Below are 7,277 nucleotides of genomic sequence, written 5' to 3' on the forward strand. Positions count from 1 at the left end.
TCACTCAGCAAACCCGGTCACCTACGCGAATCACGCGCAGACAATTAGTCCCACCTTGAGCACCGGCGTGATCGCCTCGCGATATCAGTACGTGATCGCCCTGCACCACCACACCACGGCGCACCAACTCGTCCACGGCGTGGCTATTGATCTCGGCAACCGCGAAGGCATCGCTATCGAACGGAATGGTTTGAACACCCCGAAAAAGCGCGACGCGATGTTGCGTCCGCCCGTTCCGGGAAAATGCATAGATGGGCAAGTGCGAGCGAATCCGGGACATCAACCGTGGCGTGTCGCCGCTCTCGGTCATACAGATAATGGCCTTCACCCCGTGCAGGTGATTGGCTGTATACATCGCAGCCATGGCAATCGACTCATCGATGTTGTGAAACACCTCATCCATACGGTGCCTGGAGCGATGCGCCAGCGGGTGTTTCTCTGCGCCGACGATCACCCTGCACATGGCCTCCACGGTTTCGACCGGATAAGCACCGGTGGCGGTCTCGGCCGAGAGCATGACCGCATCAGTACCATCGAGTACCGCGTTGGCCACGTCGAACACTTCAGCGCGGGTTGGCATCGATTGGCTGATCATGGACTCCATCATCTGCGTCGCCGTAATCACCACCCGATTCAAGGTACGCGCCCGCTCGATGATCAACTTCTGCACGGCAACCAGTTCGGCATCGCCAATCTCTACCCCCAAATCGCCACGTGCCACCATCACCCCATCAGAGGCTTCGATAATGGCATCCAGAACATTCAGGTCATTGACAGTCTCTGCCCGCTCGATTTTGGCAATCAGCCCCGCCTCGCCACCCGCCTCGCGCATCAATTGACGCGCCAGATGCATATCGGCGGCATCCCGGGGAAAGGACACGGCCAGGTAGTCGACCTCCATCTGCGCGGCCGTCTTGATGTCGATGCAGTCCTTCTCGGTCAACGCAGCAGCCGAAAGGCCGCCGCCCTTGCGATTGATGCCTTTGTTGTTCGATAGCGGCCCGCCGATCAGCACTTCGCAGAACAACTGGCTGGCCTCGACGTCCAGCACCTTGAGTTCGATACGCCCGTCGTCCAGCAACAGGATATCGCCGGGGCGGCTGTCGCTGATCAGTGCTTCGTAATCAATGCCGACGCGCTGTTCGTCGCCGGCGTTTTTATCGAGGGTGGCATCCAGGATGAACACCTGCCCCTTGTGCAACAGCACCTTGCCCTGGGCGAAGCGCGCGATGCGAATTTTCGGCCCTTGCAGATCCGCCAGTACCGCAACGAAACGGCCATGCCTGGCGGCCAGTTCACGTACCAGTCTGGCTCGGGCGATGTGTTCTTGCGCACAGCCATGGGAGAAATTCAGTCGTACAACATCCACCCCGGCACAGATCAACCCTTCAATAGCTTCAGGGCTTTCTGTGGCCGGACCTAGCGTTGCTATAATTTTTGTTCTACGCATCATGATGGTTTGCATCCTCATGCCGGACGTGCCGACTCAGTACGGATCTCACGGTACAAGCACCGCGAGGTCCGGGTGTTTCAGGTGCGTCCGACGGAACTTTGGTTTATCCGACCCGAGCAAAACCCTCCGCCCTGGTGGAGGGCGGTCGGCTTTATCCGAGGTTTCGCTGTTATAAAGGGTGGCAATACTGTGGGGCAGTACGCCGGCACCTTATCGATATTGCCTTCAGGCTTATCGCCGGGTAGCCAGTTCGGCGCCCTGACGCAAGGCTTCGAGCAAGCTGCGCTCGTCGGCGATACCCTTGCCGGCAATGTCGAACGCTGTTCCGTGATCGACAGACGTACGCACCACGTCCAGCCCGACGGTCACGTTCACGCCGGCCTCCAGACCCAACACCTTGACCGGGCCGTGCCCCTGGTCGTGATACATCGCGACCACCAGATCGAAGTCGCCACGCCCCGCGCGGAAGAACAGCGTGTCGGCAGGCAGAGGGCCTGTCACGTCGAGGCCGCGCTCTTGCAGTTCCTTGACAGCCGGGATGATTTTCTCTTCCTCTTCGCCATAGCCGAACAGACCGTTCTCGCCCGCATGCGGGTTGATGCCGCATACACCGATACGAGGCCTGGCGATGCCAGCCTTGATAAGCGTTGCGTTACCGCGCTCGATGGTGCGCAGCACCAGGCCCGGCTCGATCTTGCGGATCGCGTCGATGATGCCGATGTGAGTGGTAACGTGGATCACGCGCAGTTGCGGCGCGACCAGCATCATCGACACTTCGTCGACATGCGTCAGGTGTGCGAGCAGTTCGGTATGGCCGGGATACTTGTGACCGCCGGCGTGCAGCGCTTCCTTGTTGAGCGGAGCGGTGCAAATTGCATCGATTTGCTTGGCCTGCGCGAGCTCGACGGCGCGGGCAATGTATTGATAGGCCGCATCACCGGCGACAGCTGACAGCTGTCCGAACGGCAGGTCATCGGGGATCAGATCCAGGTCGATGCAGTCGATGGTGCCAGGCTGATAGAGCGCTTCGGAGGCGTCTTTGATGCGACGAACTTTGGCGCTGCCGTTGACGATCTTGTTGGCCTGTTCGAGGCGACGGGCATCACCAATCACCAACGGCCGGCATTGCTGATAAACGATGTCGTGGGTCAGACTCTTGACGATAATTTCCGGCCCGACGCCTGCTGCGTCGCCCATGGTGAGACCGATAACGGGAAGATAGTTACTCATAAGACTTACCTTGATCCTTTCATTGCATGTAGTGGAGCGCTGGACTCGGCGTCCGCACTCAAATGGAGCCAAGCGCTGTAAAGCGCCTGTTCGCTGCCGAACGCTCCAGCCTTGGTGACGATGCCCGGACGATGGCCGTGCTTGATGGCAAGAGGTCGGCCCACCGCGACGCCGGCTTCGATTTCCGTGATCAGTTCCAGACTCTCGATGCCGACGGCCATGAGCATTGCTCGTGCGGTTTCGCCTCCCGTCGCAATGAGACCGCTGACGTGTGCGAAACCAGGTTTGACCATTGCTGCCAGCATGGTCGACAAGTGCGCGCCTTCGGCCGGGTCGAACGCTTCATCGCGTCCGATGCGCACTAATAGATCTTCGCCGCTGCCCAGGTGTTGACCGATACGTTCAGCCCACACGGCCCAATCATCGTGCCCCATGCCACAGCGCAAAACGGCAGACGGAACAATCAGCTCGGCAACCCCGCTGCGCTCCTTGAGAACCGCACATTGGCGCTCGGAAACGCTGGACAGGCTACCGACCATGATCAGAATCGACCCCGGTCCTTTTTGAAATGCGGCACTGCTCGGCGCCGAGCCCTCGAACAATTCGGACACCTTGGTGATCTCACGGGCCAGGCCACCGGAGCCGACCCAGAAAAACGGCTGTTCCAGACGCGCGGTGACATCCGCGAGAATTCGCAGATCGTCGGTGGTTTCGGCATCGACAATCAGCGCTTGAATGCCACCCTTGCGGATTTCCAGGATGCGCCGGATCAGCACCGTCCGGTCGCCTCGCAGGATGTCGATCCCCACTTGTGCGGTTGTCAGCCCGGCAGCGATGAGCATCCCGTCGACGTCGGCGGGACGGCTGGCATTTTCCAGTTGCCAGGTATCAGTGCTTTCCAGAGGCGCACCGTTGACCAGAACGTGGCCACCGCGCAGCGTGCGACCGGTCGAGGGAAATGCCGGGGCGACGATGGCCAGGCCGGCCAGGCGTTGCAGCGCCGCAACCTCTGCGGCCCAGTTGCCGCGCAACGTCGAATCGATTTTCTTGTACAGTCGCTGTCCCGGTTTGATCAGCGCCTGGAACGCGGCGATGACACAGTCGGCAGCCTCTTTGGGCGGCAGGCGACGGGAGTCGGTATCCACGGCGATGACTTGAGCATCACCCGTGACTTGCGACGAACTCAACGCCACCACCGTGCGCAGCCCGGCGTCGACGAAGCCGATAGCACAGTCCGCTGCGCCCGACAGGTCGTCGGCGATGATTAACATGCTCATCGTGAGGCTCCCTGCTCGCGCGGTGCCTGCTCCTGAGTGTCGTTGGTTTCTCGCGACTTTATTCGCTTGGCGATTGCGGAAACCAGCACCGGCGACACGATAGCCGTCACGACGACACAAGAGGCGACCAACAGCGTTGCGCTGGCGGCCGCCTGTTCATAAACCGGGTTCGCCGCTGCAACCAATGCAGGTACCGCAGCGGCATTGCCGGCAGTGTTGGCCGCCGCAGCGCCCGCTACGCCGGTACCACCCGACAAACGATCGGCGAAGTACAGGGGAATGCCTGTCACCACGACAACCGCAGCGCCCAAACCGATGCCAAGCAGCCCGGCTTGCCAGACTTTATGCAGGTCCAGGGTTGCGCCCAATGCCAATGCAAAGAAGGGAATCATCACGGGCACCGCTTTTGAAAGAAAAGCACGCATTTCACGATCAAGATTGCCCAGCAGCATGCCGAGCAGCAGCGGCAGGATCGCGCCTGCCAGGGTTGGCCAGGGGAACGCCGACAAACCCGCGACACCGAGCGTCACCATGGTCAGAAACGGGCCGGACTCCAGCGACATGACCGAGTACGCCCCCACATCTTCAGAGCGACCGTATTGGCTCATCAGGGCCATGTACAAACCGCCATTGGTGTCATTCATTGCCGCCACAACAGCCAGGGTCGACAGACCTGCGAAGAGCCCGGTCGAGATCGGCTGCTCACCCAAAAAATGCCCCATCACGATGCCGATGATCATGGCAGTGCCGATTTTGGTAGCGAACAGTGTGCCGCCTTTCTTCAGCAGGTAAGGCGTTGCCTTGACGTCGATGCTCGCACCCATGCAGACATAGAAAACCGCCAGAATCGGTAGAGCGCCGCTAAACAATGCATTAGTAAAGGAACCGAAGAACTTCGGCATGTCAGGCAGGAAGGTGGCAACGAGAGAACCGATGAGCAACGGGACAATCATCATGCCGCCCGGTACGCGTTCGATCGACCGCTTGATGGGAAACTGGGCCATGCGGGTACTCCTTATTTTTATGTGGGCACTGCTGAGTGAACCTGACTGAATCAGTCACCAAAATGATTGAAATAGTCACAATCACGGTATGACAAAGCGATAAAATGCACAAGCAATCATTTTAATGCTCGTTTCAATCACTTTTTGGGTTTTATATTCGAAAACCTGCTCAACCAGTACCGGCTCCGACCGAACGAGGCGCGAGCGCCAGCCCCGACAGGCGAACAACACTTACACGTTGTTCGCCTGTTTTTAACGCTGCCTGATTCAGCCGCGATGACGCCTGCGGAAGTAGTCGATTAGGCCCTGAGTCGAACAGTCTTCGGCGGGCGGTGGATCGAATCCCGTTAGGCTGCCGTAGACACTAGTCCCCAGCTCTTTGCCCAACTCCACTCCCCACTGATCGAAGGAGTTGATTCCCCAGACCACTCCCTGCACAAATACTTTGTGCTCATACAGCGCGATTAATGCGCCGAGACGCCGCGGATCGAGGGTTTCCATCACAAGGGTATTGCTGGGTCGGTTACCGGGGATCACCTTATGGGGTGCCAAGCGCTGTACATTCGCTTTCGACAATCCCTTGGCCCGCAACTCGACTTGGGCTTCTCTTAGACTCTTACCGCGCATCAGCGCCTGACTTTGCGACAAACAGTTGGCGTACAACCATTGATGGTGGTCGGCCACAGGCTTGTGACTGACAACTGGGACGATAAAGTCCGCAGGTATCAACGCGGTCCCCTGGTGCAGCAATTGGTGATATGCGTGTTGGCCATTACAGCCGACCCCTCCCCAAATTACCGGCCCGGTACCGCAGGAAACCGCCGAGCCATCCTGGCGAATGCTCTTGCCGCTGGATTCCATATCCATCTGCTGCAAGTGCTTTACGAAGTTTCGCAAATAATGATCGTAGGGCAGAAAAGCGTATGCCTGGGCATCCCAGAAGTTGCGATACCAAATGCCAAGCATCGCCAGTAGCACCGGCATGTTGCTTTCGAACGGCTCATTGAGGAAATGGCAGTCCATGGCGTAGGCACCGGAGAGCAGTTCCTTGAAGTTGGTCATGCCGATAGCCAGAGCAATTGGCAAACCTATCGCCGACCATAGCGAATAACGGCCACCGACCCAGTCCCACATCGGGAGGATGTTCTTCTCGCGAATGCCAAAATCGATTGCCGCCTGATTGTTGCTGGTTACGGCAATAAAATGTAGGTGTAGTTGCTGCTCATTGCCGCCGCTGCTCAGAAACCAAGCACGGGCCGCTTGGGCGTTTTTCAGCGTTTCCAAGGTTACAAAAGTCTTGCTGGAAACGATAAACAACGTAGTTTCGGCGTTCAGGCGAGCGGTCAATTCATGGAATTCACTACCATCGATATTCGCCAGGTAATGGCAGCGCACCCCAGAGGGGTGGCTGTAGGGTAAGAGCGCCTCGGACACCAGTTCCGGCCCCAGGAAGGACCCACCAATACCGATATTGACCACGTCCGTTATCGCTTTATCGCTATAGCCGCGCCATAACTTGTTATGGATGCGATCCACGATTTCGGTCATTTTCCCAAGGGCGTCGTGGACGTCGCGCATCAGGTTACGTCCGTCGACGATCAAGCGATCACCCACCGGACGGCGCAAGGCCGTATGCAAGGCGGGACGACGCTCCGAGGCGTTGACCTGTTCGCCGACAAACATCGCCTGGATCGCCTCGTTGAGCCCCGACTCCCGAGCCAGCCGGATCAACAGATCGCGGGTTTCTCGGCTGATCAGATTCTTCGAGTAATCCAGAAAAAGACCACAACTGGAAGCGGAAAACTCCTTGAAACGTCCAGCGTCAGACTCGAATGCTTCGCGCATGTTGAAGCGCTGCATAGCGTCACGGTGCTTTTGCAGAGCTCGCCAGGAAGCCAGGCTGGTGGCATCAAGCGGTTGCAGATAATGCTTGGCGGGAGACTTCCGGCCAGAAGGTGCCCCCCCCTTCGACTTCGACTCCTGCAGGAGTGGCGTCACCCTAGAACGCAGCGCCTCACTATCGACATCTGCCTGCATGACTATTCCTCCACAGCCGACTTAGTCAGCAGGGTCTGCGCCGCATCAAGCACGCTTTCGAGGGTAATACCGAAGTGCTCGTACAACGCCGAAGCAGGCGCCGACTCGCCGTAGGTGGTCATGCCGATGACGCGACCTTCCAGGCCCACGTACTTGTACCAGTAATCCGTGTGAGCAGCTTCGATGGCGATCCGGGCGTTGACCTGCAACGGCAGAACCGCTTGCTTGTAGCCGGCATCCTGAGCATCGAAGACGCTGGTGCATGGCATGGAAACC

Annotated in this window: 6 protein-coding genes; all 6 read right to left on the reverse strand. The window is 58.6% G+C overall.

The window, feature by feature from the left end; translation table 11 throughout:
* Positions 1-4: 4 nt before the first annotated feature.
* Complete coding sequence (pyk, locus tag AC07O1_RS19855) at positions 5-1,453, reverse strand: pyruvate kinase (protein WP_495089843.1); 1,449 nt, start codon at positions 1,451-1,453, stop codon at positions 5-7.
* Between the two features lie 231 nt (positions 1,454-1,684).
* The gene (gene pdxA / locus AC07O1_RS19860; RefSeq protein ID WP_495089844.1) at positions 1,685-2,683 is read right to left on the reverse strand and encodes a 4-hydroxythreonine-4-phosphate dehydrogenase PdxA; all 999 of its coding nucleotides are present in this window, start codon (positions 2,681-2,683) and stop codon (positions 1,685-1,687) included.
* A 5-nt stretch (positions 2,684-2,688) separates the two neighbouring features.
* Positions 2,689-3,960, reverse strand: a complete 1,272-nt coding sequence (locus AC07O1_RS19865; protein ID WP_495089845.1) for a four-carbon acid sugar kinase family protein — start codon at positions 3,958-3,960, stop codon at positions 2,689-2,691.
* Positions 3,957-4,964: a 2-keto-3-deoxygluconate permease gene (locus AC07O1_RS19870; protein ID WP_495089846.1), complete on the reverse strand. Its 1,008-nt coding sequence runs from the start codon at positions 4,962-4,964 to the stop codon at positions 3,957-3,959. The genes AC07O1_RS19865 and AC07O1_RS19870 overlap by 4 nt, the downstream gene beginning before the upstream one ends.
* Positions 4,965-5,231: 267 nt before the next feature.
* Complete coding sequence (pgi, locus tag AC07O1_RS19875; protein ID WP_495089847.1) at positions 5,232-7,001, reverse strand: glucose-6-phosphate isomerase; 1,770 nt, start codon at positions 6,999-7,001, stop codon at positions 5,232-5,234.
* A gap of 2 nt (positions 7,002-7,003) precedes the next feature.
* A partial coding sequence (locus tag AC07O1_RS19880; protein ID WP_495089848.1) for a transketolase-like TK C-terminal-containing protein occupies positions 7,004-7,277 on the reverse strand: 274 nt, incomplete at its 5' end.

The organism is Pseudomonas sp. GW821-FHT07G10 (assembly GCF_059418545.1).